This is a genomic window from Propioniciclava flava (assembly GCF_004126535.1).
GTDB classification, from domain to species: Bacteria; Actinomycetota; Actinomycetes; order Propionibacteriales; family Propionibacteriaceae; genus Propioniciclava; species Propioniciclava flava.
In genome coordinates, this window is sequence record NZ_PPCV01000006.1 from 1 (window position 1) to 17156 (window position 17156).

Sequence of the window (17156 nt, forward strand, 5' to 3'; positions counted from 1 at the left end):
ACAACCACCACCGCCGGCACTCCTCGCTCGGCTACCTAACCCCAGCCGAGTACGCTCGGCAGTGCACCCATCAAATGGAAACCGACGACTCACAGAACGTCCGGACCGAATGAAGGGGGCGGCTCAGGTTCACATGTTGGAATCTCTGCCCCAGATAAGCCCCAACTGACGGGTGAAATCGTCACATCTTGACTATAACACCTAGTCAGACGCCAGTTCGGCGCGCCCATCCCTCCGGTTCGAGTCCTGTGGCCCCGCCCAACACGATGCGCGCGTCATAGCGTCAACCGCTAGGCGCGAAGCGGAGAAATCCACGTGTCGAAGACGGGCCTTGTGCGGGTGAGGACGACATACACACCCGCAGCGGCCAGGCTGACCAACGCGTAAGCGGCGAAGGGGGCAGTCGTCTGCGATACGGGTAGGGCCCACGGCTCGACTCCGTCGTATCTGATGCCGACGAGGCTGGCCACGATCCCCCACGCTGGTGGAAGGCAGGCGGCGATTGTTGGGCCGACAAGGGGGCAGAGCACCATCGTCAGTGTTGCGGCGGCGATGATGTTGCGGAGGACGTTCTCGGTGGGGGCTGTGAGGCCCATGAGGTGGGTGACGATGGTGGCGAGGAGGAGCGAACCGAGGACGAGCGCGGCGTCGAGGAGGTCGGTGGCGCGCGCTGGTTCGTTCCAGGGGTGATCGTCCGCTGAGTTGGTAGGCGGTGACGCTGCCTGCGAGGAGCGCGACGAACAGGCCGAGCGCGTGGGGGTAGGTGCCGGGGGTGCGGAGGTTCGGGATGTCGATCATCGTTTGGGCGAGGGACGCGGCCACCCAGGTGAGCAGGACCATGCCCACCAGCGATACCAGAACCCGTCTGCTGGAGGCCCACGCCTTCATCGCGGGCATTCCGCGAACCAGGCGTTGACCATCGCTGCGGCGGCCTGGGGTGTGCTGGCTTGGAGGCGGTTCAGTTCGGCGACGGCAGAGTCCGGCAGTCCCAGTTCGGTGACGAGCGCTTGGGGGTTGGCGACCCCGCCGCGCCTGATGAGCCATGCCTGGACGGTGAGGGCACGGTTGATGCCTCCGGGGAGGGGTTTCCCGTCAGGGCCATCCCCATTCGTGACCCCGCAGGCCGCCCAGGTGGACACCGCCTCAGCCAGCGCCACGACCGCGTAGCGATCCCTGAGGTGGGTGTCGATCATCGCGGGTACCGCGGACGAGGTGGATGTCGCCACTCCCTCGTCGATGGTCCGGGGAAGGTGAATGCCGTCTTGGGCCCACTGCTGCGCAGCCACAGCCAATGGTGGGCGTGTGAGGGTGCTGCTGCCCTCTGGCTACACGCACAACTGTGTCCCAGCACTGAGTTCGGCGCAGATGCGTGGGTCGGTACGCACGATGGTCGCAGACCGCCCCTACGGTGCCGCCGCGTCCAGTGCTCGACCAGCGGTGAGAACCACCAAGCAGGCGGCGAGCCCGACGCTGATGACCGCCAGTCGCCGCGGTGCCACGCGGTCCCACGCCCACACCGCCGCGAGGGCCGTGGCCAGAATGCTCGCCCACAACAACGCGGTCGCCGCCGCCATGCCGGGAGCCAGGGTCCGGTTCGCTTGGCAGCAACCGAACCAGGCACCCGTGAGGTGTCGCCATCGAGGGTCCGCCACACTGAGGGTTTGCGTGAGCAGGAGGAAAGGGCCCAGCAGAGCGATCGGCCAACCGATCAGCGGCCTCAATGACACACCGAGGAGGGCACCGATGGCACTCCATGCCACGGTAGCGATCAGCGTGGGGGCCAGGACGTACCACCACACGGTAGGGCTGCCTGCCCGCAGCCATGCCCCCAGGATGATCACGACGACCCCCACCAAAGCCGAAAGGCCGGTGCCAGGCAGCAACGTCGCCCACGCAGAACGGGCACGGCTCGCCGCCAGGAACGGCGTGAGACGCCACGCGTTGACTGCGGACGAGACAGCGACCACGGGAGCGATCGCGATCAGGAAGGTGCTGACCTTGGCTGCTTCGCTGATTCCATAGATTTCACCCCACAAATCAGCGTTCACCACCCCCCACACGAGGAGGGGCGTCACAAAAGCCATTCCGCCCCGGGGACGCTGTCAGGCCACCCTCCACACCAGGAGGGGCGTCAACCACAACGCACCATTGTTTCGGAGCGTGGCCGGGATGCGGGTGAGGTTCACATCAGCTCCGCGCATGCTCGTTCGTAGCGGCGAGGCCCGGCAGCGACGAGCCCCGCCAACTCAGCCGGGGTGCCCGACCAAGGATCACGCCCAAGAACCACGCAATGGTCATAGTTTTCTGACAGGTCCTCGACGTCGTGGGTCGAAACAATCCACGACGGGATGGAGGAGGCCAACTCGCTGAGGAGTTCACGGAACTTCCACCGTTGCGCGGGATCCAGGCCCGCCGTCGGCTCATCCAAGATCGCAATATCGGGCGCGTGTACCAGCGCCGACGCCAACCCCATACGGCGGCGTTGCCCGCCAGAAAGCGCAGACGCGGGCCGTCGAGCGACGTCGTCGAGGTCCAGCCGCATCACCCACTCCGACGCCGCCGCCGCTGCCTGAGCCCGGCGCATGCCTTTCAGCCAACCGGCGAAAGCAATCTGCTCAACGACGGTGAGGCCCCTTACGGGGGTTACCGACTGAGGCAGGTGCCCCACGTGGCTGCGAGCCCAGCGACCCCGCGCGCTCTGTCCCCCAGTGAGACAGACGCGACCCCGGCGCGGGACGAGCGGCCCGGTCAGCAACCCCAACAAGGTTGTCTTGCCCGCACCGTTGGGGCCGAGCAAAACGGTGCGACCACCAGGAATCTCCAGATCCAGCCCATCAAAAACACGAACGCCACGCCGGTAACCGAACAACACCCCCTCCAGGCGCGCACAAACGACGGGGTGGGGAGCATTATTGACGGCCATCAGGGTGGGTCGACTTTCGCCTATGAGTCGCACTACGGGGGCATTCCCCCAACCAGGTCAGGAACACCGCCCTGAGCATACTGAAGAGAGAAACAATCGGGGAGAACAAAGGAACAGGCGTCACCCCACCGCTACTGCCTCGGTTAGCGCAGGGCTTCGCTCCACAACAGCCACGCCAAGCCGTCGTAGGTGGGCTGCAGGCCATCGACGTAGTCGGCGGCCAGTAGTGCCGCTGCCTTGTCGGACGCCGCGACGGCCTCCGGACGCAGCGCACTGCTTTCCGGGACGGCGCGCAACAGCGCGATGGCCAGCCCGGCATCGGTGACGCTCAACCCGATCGGCGCGCCCGGCAGATCGGCCCCCAGCCTGCGGATCAATGCTTGCGTTCCGGTTGCGTAGGACGCCTCGGGGGCGTGCCCCACTAGTGCTGCCTCCCAGCGTTCAGCGGCCGTGGACGCCTTGCCCAGCACGGCGCTCAGATCCAGCGGTGCGAGCCCCAACTGCAGCCCACCCATCCACGCCCAGGACGCGATCAGCCCGTCCCCGGCACCGAATCGTCGGGAGGCCAGCGCGTCCAAGGCGGCCTCCCCCAAGGCCTCATCGTGGGTTTCCACGGCGACCGTCAAGGCGATCAGGGGCGCGAACTGGTCGCCGCGCGCCAGCCAGTCCTCCTGTTCCAGCCAGTCCAAGGCGGCGTTGGGGTCGGCGACCAGGCGGCGCGCCATCGCCGCCGCGACGACGGCACCCGAGGCGGTCGGGAGCCCGCCGGGGCGCCTCCCCAGCAGCGGGGACACCGCTTCGGCGGCGAGAAGGCCCGCCTCGGGCTCGAACGTGGGCCGCAGCCGGGTCACGCCGCGCGCACCATGCACCGCCACCTCCCGATGCCCCGCATTGCCCATCACCAGGCCCGCGATGTCGTCGCTGGTCACCGTGACGCCATGCCCCGGAACGAGGGCTTGATCCGGGGTGTCGAAGCGGATGATGTCGCCGGGGCGTGCGATCAGATCCGGAACCCAGGCGGGCATCGCCTCTCGCGCCTGGTCGATGCGGTCGATCGTCCCGAACTCCAGACGGGTCAGATGCCGGGAGAACGGGCGCAGCGACCCCGTCGGATTTCCCAAAAAGAACGCGGCCATGTTGAGTTCCAGTGCCTCAGTTCGACGCCCCGCCGGGACGAACGCTGGCGCGGGGCTGCTCGCACGCAGGAACCCTTGCCGCAGCCGGATCAGCAACGCCGGCTGGTCACCTGTCTCGGGGGCCACCGCCACGAAACCGTCCGACTCGGCCGTCCACGACCAGCCCACCCAGCCCGGCAGGACGCGCACCACCATGCCCAGCGGCGGCATGGCCTGCACGTCAGCCGAATGGTTGTCGATCGCCAGTTCCACCATCCAGTCAGGGAGCGCGTCGCGGACGCTGAGCCGAACACCCAACTCCCCCACCGCGTAGGACACTTCGCCGTCGTCCTCGTGGAAGACCATCCCCTCACCGGCCTGCGGGATCCCGAACGTGAGTTCGCACGCGTCCTCACCGCCCGCCATCAGCCGAACGGCCCGCCCGCCACCAGCCCAACGCCAGCCCCACGCCTCGCTCACGACGCCCCCTGCGCGCCGACGACCTCCGGCAGGCCGCGCGTCCCCGGAGGTTGGCAGGTGGGACACCAATACAGGTGCCGACCGACCAGTTCGGTGACCGCGATGGGCGTCCCGCAGACGTAACACGGCAAGCCAGCGCGGCGGTACACGTACACCTCGCCGCCGTGACGATCGACGCGCGGGTCACGGCCCATCGCCTCCGGGGTGTGCTCCTCCACGACCGTGTCAATGCGCCCCACCTGCACCGCTGCCTCCATGAGAAACACCAGATCAGCCCACACGGCGTCGAACACCACCTGGGGAAGATCCTGCGCAGGCAGCATCGGGTCGATGCCATGCCGAAAGAGCACTTCGGCACGGAAAATGTTGCCCACACCCGCAAACACTGACTGGTCCATGAGCACGGCGGCGAACGGTTTGCGGCTGCGTCGGACCTTCGCCCATGCCCGCGACGGGTCCGCGTCGGGACGCAGCGGGTCGGGCCCGGCCGAGGCGATGACCTGCGCTCGCTCCTGGTTGGTGATCAGACGGCACCATTGCGGCCCACGCAGGTCGGCGGCGGTCACGCCGTCGCTGAGCCGTAACCGCAAGGTCTCCGGGTGTGGGGCCGGGAAGTCGTGGTTGAAGCGGAGCTTCCCGATCAGCCCCAGATGGATCCAGACCGTGGCGGGCGCGAAGTCCACCAGCAGGTGTTTGCCCACCGCCTCCGCTCCGACCAGGGGCTCCCCGTCGAGTCATGGGACGCCTCCGCGAACCGGCCCTGCGGGCTGCTCACCTGGAGGTCCTCGTGCCCAAAAGCGTCGGTGAGGTTGCGGGCCAAGCGGTGGATCACATGGCCTTCGGGCATGGGGCATCTCCTCACAGCAGTCGAAAAACCACTCTAGTCGCCACCGCTAAGATCGCCGCGTGGCGGAACAGACCCCCCCCCGGCGCGCACTGGCTCCGACCGCGTCCGCCCCTGCGGCGCCCGGCAACGGCGCGCCACCATCCGCTCCTCGTCCCGCCCGCGCGGCGAGGCACCGGGTCGCACGCCGGGGCCGCTTCCTCACTGCGCCGCGCGCCGCGCTGACGCTGATCGCGCTTGCCGTCGCGCTCACCATCGCTTTGGGCGGGCTGAATCCCGTCGACGCGGACGACACCCCGCAGATCCCCACCGGCCAGGTGAACCAGCCGCTCTCGATAGGGCCCGCAACCGTGAGCCTGGCCCGCGTCCGCCACGCCGACGCGCTGCCGCCGATTGCCCCCGCCATCGCAGACACCACGTACTTCTTTGCCGTCATGACGGTCAGCAACACCTCTGCCAAGCCCCTCGTCGTCACGCCGGTGGCGTCCGCGCTGGCTCTCGACGTGGCGGGCCCGGCCGCCGCACGGCCGTCCCTCTATCGCCTCGACGATTCGCTGGCGGTGCGGGCCTTCCCGCCTGGCGTCCCGTTGACGGTGGTGGCGGTGTGGCCAGCACCGCGCGCCAGCCTCCCCCAGGAGGCCCGCCTCACTCTCAGCACACTCACCTGGTACGAGTACTTCTCCTCCGACGACGCCGAATGGCAGGTCAGCACCCCCGCCTACGCGATCACCGCCCCCATCGAGGAGGTGCCACCCCGATGATCGCACTGACCCGCCAGGGCGTCGCGACCGCATTACTGGTCGTCGCGGCGCTCTTCGTCGGCTCGCTCGTGACCGCTCGACTCCCCCAACCGGACGCGCTCCTGGATCGTCCGTTCGAGCATCACGGAGCCCTCGGGGCACCCGTGATGCTACGCACCGGCACGGTGAGCGTGACCGGGCTCCGCTCCGGCACCCAGGCATCCGGCTACCTGGACGTGGCCGTCACCCGGGCGATCTGGCTGGTGACCGATCTGGAGTGGACGCCTGCACGCAATGCCGCCCCACTGAACAGCCTCGAGGCTCGGATCATCGCCCCCGATGGTCGACAGTTCGGTGGGGCCGCCGAAGTCACCCCCCTGTGCAGCCGGACCCAAACCGGTGTGACCTTCGTGTGCTCCATCGCCTTCGAGATGGATCCCGCCGCCGTGGCAGGGGCCAGCCTGCACGTCCCCGCCGCGGGCTCGATCGATGACGCCGACGATGTGGCCGTCATCGATCTCGGTCTGGACGCCGAGCGAGCCGCCACCCTCACGAGCGCGACAGGCCGTGTCGCTCTCGCCGAAGCGCACGCGAAGGAGGGCTGATGCGCACCTCCGCGTGGTGGCGCAGCAACCGGCTGTGGGTACTGCTTGCCATACCGGCCCTGACCTTGGCGCTGGCGGCGTCCTCGTTTCGACTGTCGGCACTGTATCTGCGCTGGGAATGGAGCCAGCCGACCCTGCTGCGAGGCCCCGGCACCTACACCCAAACCCTTCACCGCGGGCACGCGCACGCTCCAGCGCACCGTGCAGGTTGGTGTCGCGGGCGTCAACCGAACCGACCAGGTGGACGGTGAATTTCCGGCACCTGGCACCGTGTTGTGGCAGATCCGGTTGGACTTCGCCGCAGCCCCCGACCAGATCCTGACTCCCTGCGACATCGAGTTGCAAGACGCTTCCGGTCGCCGCTACAGCGTCGAGGGAGCCAAGGTGGACGCGCGCGGACGACCCAACCCGCCCTGGGTGCATCGAGGATGCACACCCGCTGACGCCCCCGGGCCGACGCTCGACCTCGACGGTGGGATCCTGCCCTCCCCCACACCCCGACCGCAGTCGTGGCAGGTCGTCACCTCGGTGGCGCTTCCTCCCGACGTTCAGCCCACGCTGGTCAGAGTGATGTGGGATCGTCCCGCCTACCTCACGCTGGCGATCCCGCAGTAGCCGCTGGGTTTTCGCACTCACGAGCGTCACGGGGAGCCGCCCCCTCACGAGCCGGATGCGCCATCAGCAAAACAACCAAATCCAGAACATGCTCAAGCCGCCCCCTCACGAGCCGGATGCGCCACCACCGCATTCACGTCCGCCGCCAGCAGCGCGAGCGCCACCACGAAGTAGACGGCACGCCCTGCGAGTTGGACGTAGGGCGTCATCGCATACTGGCGCAAGGACTCCCCCGGCCCGAGGATCTGACGCAACCCCAGATACGTCAGCGATTGCAACCCGGAAGCCAGGGAGAACGCAACGCAGAACATCGCCATCGACACGAGCCCGGCACCGGCGACCCGGCCGATCACGTGCACCGTGGTCTGGAGCGGTGTGGTGATCGGCTCCATGGCCTGGGCCACAACCCTGCGGACCGGCTGCGGGATCCTCCCCCACGAGCGGGCAGCATCCTCATGGGTGGCAAACGTCAGCCTGTCCGAGGACAGGGACGTCCCCAAGACGACAGCGCCGATAGCCAACCACGCCACCGGGGTGACGACGAGGCCCCCCAGACCGCGCCCCACCGACACGAGCGCGTCCAGGAGCGGGCCGATGGCCACGCCCCACGCAGCCAGCCAGGCCACCACGCCATCCCATCCCTGGAGCACGGCGGCCACCACCTGGCGCGATTGCACCCAGGCCACCACCTGATCGAACTGCTCGGCGAAGGCGTTGGCGAGCGTGATCATCCACAGCACTTCGAGATATGTGGCGGCTGCGGCCCAACCGAGATGACGCTCGGTCAACTGCATGATGGCGATCACCTGACGCACCACCAAGGCGGCCACCACCAGCGCGACCAGCACCCAACCGTGGGCGTACGCCGTCCGGTCGAAGTTCATCGTCCCCCATGACGCGTTCATCGCCTCGTCAGCGGTGGCATCCACCACAAAAGTGCGGGCGTCGTCGCGGAGCAAACCGGCGGCCGCGTACACCGCCAAGAAGGGGATCATCACCTGGGCGGCCACGCTGAGATCCGTCTGCCAGCGTTCGTGGCGCGACACCAGCGCCGAAGCGCCGAAGGCCGACAACGTGGGCGCCGTCGCCCGCAGCATCAACACCAGCGACAGCAACGTGGACAGGGGCGCCAACGGCAACAGCAGCACAGCGAGCAGAGGGCTCACGTCGGAAACGACCGTGGCGAGCCACAGGAATCCCGCACGCCCAGCCCACCCGAACAAGAACAGGCACACCAACTGGGGACCGTGGTTGACCACGACGCGTCCGCCGTCCACGAGCAGACGCAGGATCGAACGGTACGCGTCTTTCAGAAGGGCCACGGCGCGGAACGACGCCTCGCCGCCCCACCCGCGCAAGAACGCTGCGTCACGCGCGCGTCGCGTTCTCGTAGTCCTCCAACTCCTTGAGGCGGCGCACGTGGCGCGGATCCTCGGAAAAGGGGGTCTCCAGGAACACCTTCGCCATGGCGAGCGCGTCCTCCAGGCTTTGCATGCGTCCGCCCAGGCTCAGAACGTTCGCATCGTTGTGCTCACGGGCCAACCGGGCCATCACCGTGTTGTACGCAAGCGCTGCTCGCACGCCCCGTACCTTGTTCGCCGCGATCTGTTCCCCGTTGCCGGACCCGCCCAGCACGATGCCGAGCGACCCCGGATCGCGGACGACAGCCTCGGCGGCAGGGATCACGAACGTGGGGTAGTCGTCTTGCGCGTCATAGTGATCGGCACCGTGATCGACGACCTCATACCCCAACGCCGTGAGTTCCTTGACGAGGTACTGCTTGAGATCGAAGGCCGCATGGTCGGTCGCAATGTGAACGCGCATACCGCCAGTGTGGCCCAACCTGGCCGTGTCACGCATCCGTTCGCGCGCAGATGCCATGACCGGCGGCGGGTGAGATCAGCCGAAGATCGGGCCGACCGTCCGGGTGCGCTTCAACTCGAAGAACCCGTCGTAGGCGGTCACCTTCACCACCCCGTCGAACAGGTCCCCCGCCTCCTCACCCTTCGGGGCCGGGGAGATCACCGGCCCGAAGAGCGATTTGCCGTTGATCCGGATGACTGGGGTTCCCACTTCGTCACCCACGGGGTCCATGCCTTCGTGATGGCTCCGGCGCAGGTCGTCGTCACGGGCATCGGTGTACCCGGCCTCGGCCAGATCGACCGGTAGCCCGGCGTCGGTCAACGCGGCCTCCAACGTCGCACGCTCCTTGGGCTGCCCACCGGGGTGATAGCGCGTCCCGATCGCGGTGTAGAAGGCACGCAAAGCCTCCTGCCCGTGGGTGCGCTCCACCTCCATGGCGACGCGGACCCCGGCCCAGGCCGCATCCAGCAGTTCGCGGTACCCGGGGGGCACGTCGCGCCCCTCGTTGAGCACCGCCAAGCTCATGACGTGGAACTCCACGTGCACGTCACGCACCTTCTCGACCTCCAGCAACCAACGCGAGGTCATCCACGCCCAGGGGCACACCGGGTCGAACCACAGGTCAACGGTTTGCGTCATACGCAAAACCCTACCCGGGAGCACGGGCGATCTCCCTGGCCAGCGCCGTCCAGGGCGCTAGTGTGGTCGCGTCATAACGTCGAGCGCATTCGAGGATGAACCGCATGTTCCGCGCCAACATCACCCGTGACGAGGCAAATCTCCGCAGCCGTCAACTCCGTGTCGCCTCTTACGAGGTCCTGGTAGACCTGTCCGGCAAGCGCCCTGACGCGACGCCGCTGGAGGCTCCCGAGAAGACCTTCGTCTCTACCACGACGGTGCGATTCAGTTCCATCGCCTGCGTCGCGAACGCCAACGTCATCGCTGAGGAGATTCTCTCGGCCACGCTCGACGGCGAGGCCGTCGGGCCCGAAGCCTTCGACGGTGAACATCTCACGCTCAACCTGACCGAAGGCGATCACCTGCTGCAGGTCACCGCGGTGATGCGGTTTTCCCGCACGGGCGAGGGATTGCACCGGTTCATCGATCCGGCCGACGACAAGACCTACCTCTACACACAGTTCGAGGTCGCTGACGCACGGCGCATGTATGTGACGTTCGAGCAGCCCGACCTCAAGGCGACCTTCCAGTTGTCGGTCCTCGCCCCGCAGAACTGGACTGTGCTGTCCAACGCGCCCGCCGTCGAGCCGGTGGCTCAAGCCGACGGCATCGCGCGCTGGGATTTCGCGGCCACACCGCGCATCAGCACCTACATCACGGCCCTGGTTGCGGGGGACTTCCATTCGGAGCACGACACCTACCAGCGTGCGGACGGCTCGACGATCCCGCTGTCGATCCATGTGCGCGATTCGGTCGCCCAGCACCTGGACGCGGACCGCATCTTCGAGACGACCAAGCGCGGGTTCGCGGTGTTCGAGGAGCACTTCGGGCGCCCCTACCCGTTCGACGACTACGCGCAGATCTTCGTCCCTGAGTTCAACTTCGGTGCGATGGAGAACGCAGGCTGCATCACGTTCCGCGACGAGTACATCTTCCGTAGCCGCCAGACGGCCGCCAGCTACGAGTCGCGCGACAACACGATCCTGCACGAGATGGCCCACATGTGGTTCGGCGATCTGGTGACCATGACCTGGTGGGACGACCTGTGGCTGAACGAGTCCTTCGCCGAGTGGGCCTCCCACTTCGCGCAAGAAGAGATCCGGGCCCGCTATGGGGATCGCGCGAACCCGTGGGCGACGTTCTCCAACAGCCGCAAGACGTGGGCGTACCGCCAAGATCAGCTTCCCTCCACGCACCCGATCGCCGCCGACATGGTCGATCTGGAGGCTGTCGAGTTGAACTTCGACGGCATCACGTACGCCAAGGGCGCCTCGGCGCTGCGGCAACTGGTCGCCTTCGTCGGTAAGGAAGACTTCCTGGCCGGGGTGCGCGCCTACTTCGCCAAGCACGCCTTCGGCAACACGCAGTTGCCGGATCTGCTGGCCGAACTGGAGGTCGCCTCGGGCCGCGACCTGGGATTCTTCACCAGCCAGTGGCTCCAGACCGCGGGCGTCAACACCATCGCCGCCGATTGGGACGAGGAGGACGGCGAGTTCACCCGCTTCGCGATCCGTCAGTGGGCTTCCCCGCAGTGGCCGACCCTGCGTCGCCAGCGGATCGCCGTGGGCCTGTACAACCTCGTCGACGACTCGCTGGTGCGCACCGAGCGGTTCGAGTTCGACATCGACGGTGAGAGCACTGCGGTGCCCGAGCTCCTTCACGCCCGGCGTCCCGATCTGCTGCTGCTCAACGACGACGACCTGTCCTACACCAAGATCCGGCTGGATCCCCGCTCGTTGGGGACCCTCGTTGCCCACATCCACCAACTGGATGACGAAGTGGCCCGGGCACTGGCCTGGGGCGCCACGTGGGATCTCACCCGTGACGGGGAGATGACCGCCTCCGACTATGTGGATCTGGTGCTGCGCGGCGTCGGCGTCGAGACCGACCTGACGGCCGTCAACGCTTTGCTAGCTCAGGCTCGCCTCGCCATCGACTACTACGCCCCCCGCGACGATCGGGCCGCGGTGGCGCGCCGGTTCACCGCCGGGCTCGCCCAACTGCTCAAGGAGGCCGAGCCGGGATCGGACCACCAGCTCGCGCTGGTGAGGGCCCTGGCGTTGTCGATCGATTCCGAGCCGGGGGCCGCCGTGCTGGCGGCCTGGCTGGCCGGTGAGGAGGTTCCCGAGGGCTTGGCGGTGGACGCCGACCTGCGGTGGCGCCTGCTGACGGAGTTGGCACGCGTCGGCGCTGCAGGCGAGGCGGAGATCGCCGCCGAACTGGATCGCGACCCCACCTCGACGGGGGCCGAGAAGGCTGCCGGAGCCCGCTCGGCGTCCAAGGACGCCGACGCGAAGGCGGCCGCCTGGGCTGCGGCCACGGAGCAGGACACTCCCAACGAGACCCACTTCCAGATCACCTCCCAGTTCTGGCAGTTGGACCAAGACGAGATCCTGACCCCGTACGTGGACCGTTACCTCGAGGTCGTGGACGACATCGGCAACCAGCGTGGCCGCTGGGCCACCGCCTCGACGACGATCCGCCAGCATGTCTTGGGGCTGCTGTTCCCGCGCCCGCTGGCTGATCGCGCGTTCATCGCCACGCTGGACGCCTTCCTCGCCGAGCGCGCGCTGCCGGATTCGGTCAAGCGGCTCGTCTTGGAGCGCCGCGACGACGCCTTGCGCGCCCTGCACAACCAGGGAGCCTGACGGCTCGAAGCAAGGAGGGGACATGGGCGTGCTGCGTGTCCGCGACATCGCGGGCTGGTTGGAGGACGCCTACCCGTCCGCGCTGGCTGAAGACTGGGATCGCGTCGGCCTGAGCGTCGGTGACCCTGACGCTCAGGTGGACGCCGTCGTCCTGAGCGTGGATGTCACCGACGCGGTGCTGGCCGAGGCCAAGCGGGTGGGGGCTCAACTCATCGTGAGCCACCACCCGCTCCTGTTGCGGGGCGTGCATGCGGTGCGCGCGGACGACCCGAAGGGGCGCCTGCTCATCGAGGCGATCCGGTCGGGAATCGCTGTCGTCAGCACGCATACCAACGCTGATTCCGCCGCCGACGGGGTGGCGGACGCTCTCGCGGACGCCGTCGGCATGGGCCCCCGGCGTCCCATGCTCCCCCACGGCTCACCGGATTCCACCGAAGGGTTGGGCCGGGTGGGGCAGCTGTCTGAGCCCCTCACGGCTGCGGCGCTGGCCCAGCGTCTGGCCGCAGCGGTCCCGGCGACGGTGACCGGCGTTCGGCTGGGAGGCGACCCGAAGCGACGGATCGAGACGGTGGCGGTACTGGGTGGTGCGGGTGATTCCCTGCTTGAGGTGGCGCGTGAGCTGGAGGTCGACTGCTATGTAACCGGAGACCTGCGGCATCATCGCGCGCAGGACTTCCTCGCCTATGCCGACGCTCCTTGCCTGATCGACGTGCCCCACTGGGCGGCCGAGTGGCTATGGCTGCCCCACGCCGAGGCGTTACTCCAAAGCCGAGCCAAGGATGCGGGACGACCGGTGCAGACGCGAGTGTCGACGCTCGTGACCGATCCGTGGACGGGGATCTTTGGCTCCCATCCCGCCCTGCTCAGTCACGAGGGGACCGCCCACGCTGCGCGGGCCGAAGGAGGCCCGAGGGCTTAGGCCGCTTCGGACTCGGTTTCCTCACCCTTGCTGCGGCGCAGCCAGGCGGGGCCCATGACGGCGAGCGCGATCGGCAACGCGATAGCGACGGGCAGCGCGACCGTGAACAGGAGGACGTCGTTGAGCGACGGGTTGTAGACCTCCGGCCAGCCGGGCACCGTGTGCGTTTCCAGCAAGGGGAACAACGTGAGATGCGGCATGCGCGAAATGCTAGCGGACAACTGCGATAGATTGAGGCCCCGAGCGGCGCGGGTGACGCGTCCGTTTCGAGGCGAGGAGTACCAGGTTGAGCGCAGGCAGCGACTCCCGGGTCATCTGGGATAGCGACGACATCTCCCGGGCGTTGAATCGCATCGCCCTTCACATTCTCGAAAGCAACAAGGGCAGCGACGGCTTGCTCCTGCTGGGGATCCGTACCCGGGGCGTCCCGCTCGCCCATCGGTTAGGTGCGGCCATCGAGGCGGCTGAGGGTGCCGCAGTCCCCGTCGGGGAACTCGACATCACCATGTACCGCGACGATTTGCGTCGCCAGCCCACCCGTGCGGTGGGTCCCACCCGCATTCCGGTGTCGGTGGACGGCCGCACCGTGGTCTTGGTGGATGACGTCCTCTTCTCGGGGCGCACGATCGCCGCCGCGATGGAGGCGCTGAAGGATCTGGGCCGGCCCACCGCGATCCGCCTAGCGGCCCTCATTGACCGTGGGCACCGCGAGTTGCCCATCCAGGCCGATTTTGTCGGCAAAGACCTTCCCACCGGGCCCGCCCAGCACGTGCGGGTGCTCCTGTCCGAGATCGACGGTGAGGACCAGGTCAGCGTCCGCACCGAGAAGGAGGCCTGATGCGGCATCTGCTCAGTGCAGCCGACCTGACCCACGACGACATCACCTCGCTGTTGAATGTGGCCGAGGAGATGCACGAGGTGCAGCGCCGGCCCATTAAGAAGATCCCCGCCCTGCGCGGCCGGACGATCGTGAACATCTTCTTCGAGGACTCCACTCGCACCCGCTCGTCGTTTGAGATCGCGGGCAAGTGGATGAGCGCGGACACGATCAACGTGTCGGCCAAGGGTTCCAGCGTCAGCAAGGGCGAGTCGCTGCGCGACACCATGATGACGCTGGACGCGATGGGCGTGGACTGCTTCGTCATCCGGCACAACTCTTCCGGTGCTGTCGCCCAGGCGGCTGGCTGGGTCAACGCGCATGTGGTCAATGCGGGCGATGGGCAGCACGAACACCCGACCCAGGCCCTCCTGGACGCCTACACGATGCGTCAGCACTTCCGGGACGCGAAGGTGGCCGACACGTTCCGCGGCAAGCGGATCGCGATCGTCGGCGACCTGCTCCACAGCCGGGTGGTGCGCAGCAATGTGCTGCTGCAGCGGACCCTGGGCGGCTTGGTGACGCTGGTCGCTCCCCCGACGCTCATGCCGACCGGGGTCGAGCACTGGGGTGTGGCGACCACCCACGACTTCGACTCGGTCCTCGCGGACGCCGACGTCGTCATGATGCTGCGGGTCCAACGCGAACGCATGTCGGGTGGGTTCTTCCCCACGGCGCGCGAGTACGCCCACGAGTATGGGCTCACCGCGCAGCGACTCGCTCACCTCAAGCCGAGCGCCGCCATCCTCCACCCCGGCCCCATGAACCGGGGCGTGGAGATCTCTAGCGAAGCGGCCGATGCCGCCTCCTCCCGAGTTTTGAATCAGGTTTCTGCGGGCGTCGCCGTCCGCATGAGCGTGCTGTACCACCTGCTGGGTGGGGAAGGAGCGGCGTGATGAGCCTGCTGATCAGCGGAGTGCGTCTGGCTGATGGCACCGTCACCGATGTGGCGGTCCACGAGGGCCTGATCGTTCCGGTCTCTGACCTGCCCGCGGACGCCGAACGCGTCGACGGCGACGGCCTGCTGGCGTTGCCCGGCCTGGTCGATCTCCACACTCACCTGCGCGAACCGGGCCGCGAGGACGCCGAGACCGTCGCCTCCGGGACGAGGGCCGCAGCACGAGGGGGCTTCACCGCCGTCTTCGCCATGCCGAACCTGACCCCCGCCACCGACACCGGGGAGGCGGTGGCCTACCTCAACGAGTTGGCCGCCCGGGACGCACACTGCGAGGTGGTGCCCATCGGCGCAGTCACCAAGGGCCGCGACGGCACCGAACTCGCCGAACTCGGGATGATGGCCGCTCAGGGCGTCACCGTGTTCTCCGACGACGGCGCCTGCATCCACGACTCGCTGATCATGCGGCGCGCCCTCACCTACCTCAAGCCGTTCGGCGGCGTCGTCGCCCAACACGCGCAAGATCCCCGCCTGGCCGGGCCATCGGCCTGCTGCCATGAGTCGGAGATTTCGGGGCGCCTCGGGCTGCCTGGGTGGCCGACCGTCGCCGAGTCGACGATCATCGCCCGCGACGTCCAACTCGCCGAGTTCACTGGCGGCCGCTACCACGCCTGCCACATCTCCACGGCCGAGAGCGTCGAGGTCATCCGCTGGGCCAAGAAGCGCGGCATCGACGTGACCGCCGAGGTCACCCCGCATCACCTGCTGCTGGACACTCCGCACGTGGAGGGGTACGACACGACGTTCAAGGTCAACCCGCCGCTGCGTACCTCCGAGCACATCGAGGCACTGCGGGAGGCCCTGGCCGATGGCACGATCGACGTCGTCGGCACCGACCACGCCCCCCATGCGCGCCAGGACAAGGACCACCCCTTCGATGTGGCCTCCCCCGGCATGCTCGGGCTGGAGCAGGCGCTCGGTGTCGTCATCGACGTGATGGTCAACACCGGACGCATGGACTGGGCCACACTCGTGGAGCGGATGTCTGCAGCACCGGCACGGATCGGACGTCTCCCCCATCAGGGGCGTCAGATCGCTGTCGGCGAACCCGCCAACCTCGTCCTGGTCGATCCGACCCGACGTGCGACCGTCGACCGTGCCGCCTCGGCATCCCGGTCACGGAACAACCCCTACCACGGCATTGATCTGCCCGATCCGGTCGAACTCACGCTGTGGCGGGGCGCCGTCACCTATCGCCGGTGAGCGCTCCTCGCTCGCCGCAGGGCACGCTTCCGCTGTGGGTGAAGCTGGCCCCGCTGGCCTACCTTCCCCTCTTCCTGGTGTGGTATTTCGCCTTGGAAGGACGCCCCGCGACCGGCATGGTGGTCGTCGAATCTACCCTCGACGCCCTCATCCCGTTCGACGCGCGGTGGGCGATCGGCTATTTCGCCTGGTTCCCCTTCTTGCTGGGGTTCATCGGCTGGCTCCTGGTGCGCGACTTCCGCAGCTACGCCGAGACGCCCCGGCTGGCGTTCTTGCTGATCGTGGGCATGACGGCATGCCTGGTGGGGTACACGGTGTGGCCGACCACGCAGACGCTGCGCCCGGCGGTGTACCCCGATCAGGGCTGGTTCACCGATGTGGTCGCGGGCCTGCAGGGCTTCGATGACCCGTCCAACGTCTTCCCCAGCCTGCACGTGTACACCTCGCTGGTGGTGGCCTACTGCCTGATCACCAGCCGCTACGTTCGTTCCGTCTGGGTCAAGGTGGCGGGGATCGTGCTGACCGTCGTCATCGCGCTGTCCACGGCCTTCCTGAAGCAGCACTCGATCGTGGACGCCTTCGGCTCGGCGGCCCTGTTCCTGCTGGTCCTCGCCGCCTGGTCCCTCCTGACACCGAAGGTAGGCACCACGCCCGGCGACGCCCACCCGGCATGACAACACCGGCGGCTCCG

Annotated in this window: 18 protein-coding genes and 1 pseudogene; 9 read left to right on the forward strand and 10 right to left on the reverse strand. The window is 68.0% G+C overall.

The annotated features are described in order from the left end of the window. Nucleotides 1-290 precede the first annotated feature (290 nt). From C1706_RS09205 to C1706_RS09230, 6 genes and pseudogenes are all read right to left on the reverse strand, one after another. Nucleotides 291-596, reverse strand: a complete 306-nt coding sequence (locus C1706_RS09205) for a hypothetical protein (protein ID WP_129458961.1) — start codon at nt 594-596, stop codon at nt 291-293. Between the two features lie 288 nt (nt 597-884). Further along, nucleotides 885-1286: a hypothetical protein gene (locus tag C1706_RS09210; protein ID WP_129458962.1), complete on the reverse strand. Its 402-nt coding sequence runs from the start codon at nt 1284-1286 to the stop codon at nt 885-887. Between the two features lie 117 nt (nt 1287-1403). Then, on the reverse strand, nt 1404-2075 hold the full coding sequence (locus C1706_RS09215) for a hypothetical protein (RefSeq protein WP_129458963.1): 672 nt from the start codon (nt 2073-2075) through the stop codon (nt 1404-1406). Between the two features lie 107 nt (nt 2076-2182). Then, nucleotides 2183-2923 carry an ATP-binding cassette domain-containing protein gene (locus tag C1706_RS09220; RefSeq protein WP_129458964.1) on the reverse strand — a complete coding sequence of 247 codons (741 nt, stop codon included), beginning with the start codon at nt 2921-2923 and terminating at the stop codon, nt 2183-2185. A gap of 143 nt (nt 2924-3066) precedes the next feature. Then, a complete protein-coding gene (locus tag C1706_RS09225) occupies nt 3067-4518 on the reverse strand; it encodes a hypothetical protein (protein ID WP_129458965.1) in 1452 nt (483 codons plus the stop codon). Beyond that, nucleotides 4515-5365 (reverse strand): annotated as a pseudogene (locus tag C1706_RS09230) (Fpg/Nei family DNA glycosylase). The gene C1706_RS09225 and the pseudogene C1706_RS09230 overlap by 4 nt, the downstream one beginning before the upstream one ends. Nucleotides 5366-5424: 59 nt before the next feature. Between C1706_RS09230 and C1706_RS09235 the strand changes: the two are divergent. The 3 genes from C1706_RS09235 to C1706_RS09245 all read left to right on the forward strand — a co-directional run bounded on the left by C1706_RS09235 (nt 5425) and on the right by C1706_RS09245 (nt 7322). After that, a complete protein-coding gene (locus tag C1706_RS09235) occupies nt 5425-6123 on the forward strand; it encodes a hypothetical protein (RefSeq protein WP_129458966.1) in 699 nt (232 codons plus the stop codon). After that, nucleotides 6120-6707 carry a hypothetical protein gene (locus C1706_RS09240; protein ID WP_129458967.1) on the forward strand — a complete coding sequence of 196 codons (588 nt, stop codon included), beginning with the start codon at nt 6120-6122 and terminating at the stop codon, nt 6705-6707. The genes C1706_RS09235 and C1706_RS09240 overlap by 4 nt, the downstream gene beginning before the upstream one ends. A gap of 201 nt (nt 6708-6908) precedes the next feature. Beyond that, complete coding sequence (locus C1706_RS09245; protein WP_129458968.1) at nt 6909-7322, forward strand: hypothetical protein; 414 nt, start codon at nt 6909-6911, stop codon at nt 7320-7322. A gap of 92 nt (nt 7323-7414) precedes the next feature. Here C1706_RS09245 and C1706_RS09250 read toward each other — a convergent pair whose 3' ends face one another. The 3 genes from C1706_RS09250 to C1706_RS09260 all read right to left on the reverse strand — a co-directional run bounded on the left by C1706_RS09250 (nt 7415) and on the right by C1706_RS09260 (nt 9824). Then, nucleotides 7415-8644 (reverse strand): hypothetical protein, encoded by a 1230-nt coding sequence (locus C1706_RS09250; protein WP_129458969.1) that lies wholly within the window; start codon nt 8642-8644, stop codon nt 7415-7417. Nucleotides 8645-8690: 46 nt separating this feature from the next. Then, the gene (locus C1706_RS09255; RefSeq protein ID WP_129458970.1) at nt 8691-9146 is read right to left on the reverse strand and encodes a ribose-5-phosphate isomerase; all 456 of its coding nucleotides are present in this window, start codon (nt 9144-9146) and stop codon (nt 8691-8693) included. A gap of 75 nt (nt 9147-9221) precedes the next feature. Further along, nucleotides 9222-9824 (reverse strand): mycothiol-dependent nitroreductase Rv2466c family protein, encoded by a 603-nt coding sequence (locus tag C1706_RS09260; RefSeq protein WP_129458971.1) that lies wholly within the window; start codon nt 9822-9824, stop codon nt 9222-9224. A gap of 104 nt (nt 9825-9928) precedes the next feature. Between C1706_RS09260 and pepN the strand changes: the two genes are divergently transcribed. After that, entirely contained in the window at nt 9929-12511 is a 2583-nt protein-coding gene (gene pepN, locus C1706_RS09265; protein WP_129459160.1) for an aminopeptidase N, read from the forward strand. Nucleotides 12512-12533: 22 nt separating this feature from the next. Continuing rightward, the gene (locus C1706_RS09270) at nt 12534-13430 is read left to right on the forward strand and encodes a Nif3-like dinuclear metal center hexameric protein (protein ID WP_129458972.1); all 897 of its coding nucleotides are present in this window, start codon (nt 12534-12536) and stop codon (nt 13428-13430) included. Here C1706_RS09270 and C1706_RS09275 read toward each other — a convergent pair. Then, nucleotides 13427-13630: a hypothetical protein gene (locus C1706_RS09275; protein ID WP_129458973.1), complete on the reverse strand. Its 204-nt coding sequence runs from the start codon at nt 13628-13630 to the stop codon at nt 13427-13429. The two genes, C1706_RS09270 and C1706_RS09275, sit on opposite strands and share 4 nt — an antisense overlap. Nucleotides 13631-13716: 86 nt before the next feature. Between C1706_RS09275 and pyrR the strand changes: the two genes are divergently transcribed. Genes pyrR through C1706_RS09295 form a run of 4 tightly spaced genes read left to right on the forward strand, consistent with a single transcriptional unit; the run spans nt 13717 to nt 17139 of the window. Next, nucleotides 13717-14268: a bifunctional pyr operon transcriptional regulator/uracil phosphoribosyltransferase PyrR gene (gene pyrR / locus C1706_RS09280; protein ID WP_129458974.1), complete on the forward strand. Its 552-nt coding sequence runs from the start codon at nt 13717-13719 to the stop codon at nt 14266-14268. Further along, complete coding sequence (locus tag C1706_RS09285) at nt 14268-15203, forward strand: aspartate carbamoyltransferase catalytic subunit (protein WP_129458975.1); 936 nt, start codon at nt 14268-14270, stop codon at nt 15201-15203. The genes pyrR and C1706_RS09285 overlap by 1 nt, the downstream gene beginning before the upstream one ends. Further along, the gene (locus tag C1706_RS09290; protein WP_129458976.1) at nt 15203-16465 is read left to right on the forward strand and encodes a dihydroorotase; all 1263 of its coding nucleotides are present in this window, start codon (nt 15203-15205) and stop codon (nt 16463-16465) included. The genes C1706_RS09285 and C1706_RS09290 overlap by 1 nt, the downstream gene beginning before the upstream one ends. Then, nucleotides 16462-17139, forward strand: coding sequence for a phosphatase PAP2 family protein (locus tag C1706_RS09295; protein WP_129458977.1), 678 nt, complete (start codon nt 16462-16464; stop codon nt 17137-17139). Before C1706_RS09290 ends, C1706_RS09295 begins: the two co-directional genes overlap by 4 nt. Nucleotides 17140-17156: the final 17 nt, after the last annotated feature.